Origin of the sequence: Pseudomonas sp. HMWF006 (genome assembly GCF_003061205.1) — a bacterium.
Taxonomy (GTDB): Bacteria; Pseudomonadota; Gammaproteobacteria; order Pseudomonadales; family Pseudomonadaceae; genus Aquipseudomonas; species Aquipseudomonas monsensis.
Genome location: NZ_QAIU01000269.1, coordinates 1 through 1,184, shown reverse-complemented (window position 1 = coordinate 1,184; position 1,184 = coordinate 1). Strand labels below are relative to the sequence as shown.

Annotated in this window: 1 protein-coding gene; it reads right to left on the bottom strand. The window is 63.2% G+C overall.

Translation table 11 applies throughout. The features are described 5' to 3' along the window. Nucleotides 1–78: 78 nt before the first annotated feature. The coding region (locus tag DBR24_RS11085; RefSeq protein ID WP_146189016.1) for a ShlB/FhaC/HecB family hemolysin secretion/activation protein at nt 79–1,184 on the bottom strand (1,106 nt) is incomplete at its 5' end.

Genomic DNA, 1,184 nt, shown 5'->3' with positions numbered 1-1,184 from the left:
GGCCTGAGCCGTGGCCGGGAGCACGAAGCCCAGGCAGATCAACAACGAAAGAATGAGACGCTGCATGAACGTGCTCCTTTAGAAAGTGGCTTGAAGGTTGAAGTGCAGGCGCGATTCCTGTTTCGAGGTGTTCGGCCCTTCGAGTAGCGGGTAGCCCCAGTCGAGGCTGCCGGACAGCCATTTGCTCAGGCTGGCGCGGGTGCCGAGGCCGACACTGGCCAGGGCGTAACTGGCGTCCTGGTCCGGCAGTTCGTCGCGCAGGTACAACTGCGCACCTTCGGCAAAGGCGTAGAAGCGCCAGTCCTGCATCCAGCTGCCGGCGTATTTGGCCAGTGACGGCGTGCGCACTTCCTGACTGAGCAGCACGCCGTCATCTGCGGTGCGTTCGGCGGCCAGGTAGCCACGCACCGAGGTCGCGCCGCCGGCGGAGAATTGTTCGTTGGACACCAAGGGCCCCGAGGCCAGCTGGAATGCGGCTTTGCTTGCGCTCTGCCAGTCGCTGTCGAAGGTCCAGGTGTAATTGGTATCGCCCTTGAGCACGGCGAAACTCGGTTTGGCGCGATAGCGTTTGTAGTCGAAATCTTCGTCGGAACTGCCGTAGCCGAAGATGCTGCGGGTGGCGGCGACCAGGCTCAGGCCGAGGCCGAGCTGACTCTTTTCGGTGTAACGGAAGCCGTTGTAGGCGAAGGTGAACGGCGCGTACTGCAGCGGCACCTTGTCGCTTTCTCCGGACAGCGTCAGGCGTTCGTCGAAGTCCTTGAAGTCGATGCCGGCCGACAGCGCATTCGACCAGTTGCCACTCGACGGCAGTGTGTAGATCGCCGACACGCCATAGCTGTGGCCCTTGCCGAGCACGTTGCTGCCGCCGATGGTGGCGACGTTGCTGTCGGACTGGTATCCGGAGAACTGCACGCTCCAGCGCTCGGTCAACGGCGCGGTGTAGGAACCCGACCAGACCTTGGCGTTATCGGTGTCCTGCGGCGCGGTGAAGTACGTCAGGTTGATGCTGTGGCCGAGCTGCCAGAGGTTGTTGTAGCCGAGACTGGTCACGGCGCGGAGCTTTTCGGTGTCGGCGCTGTAATCGTTGTTGAGGCCGACGCTGGCGCTCCACGGGTTCTGGTCTTCGACCTGCACATCGACGTCCATGGTGCCGGGGCGCTGGCCTTCGCGCACCAGCGGCATGA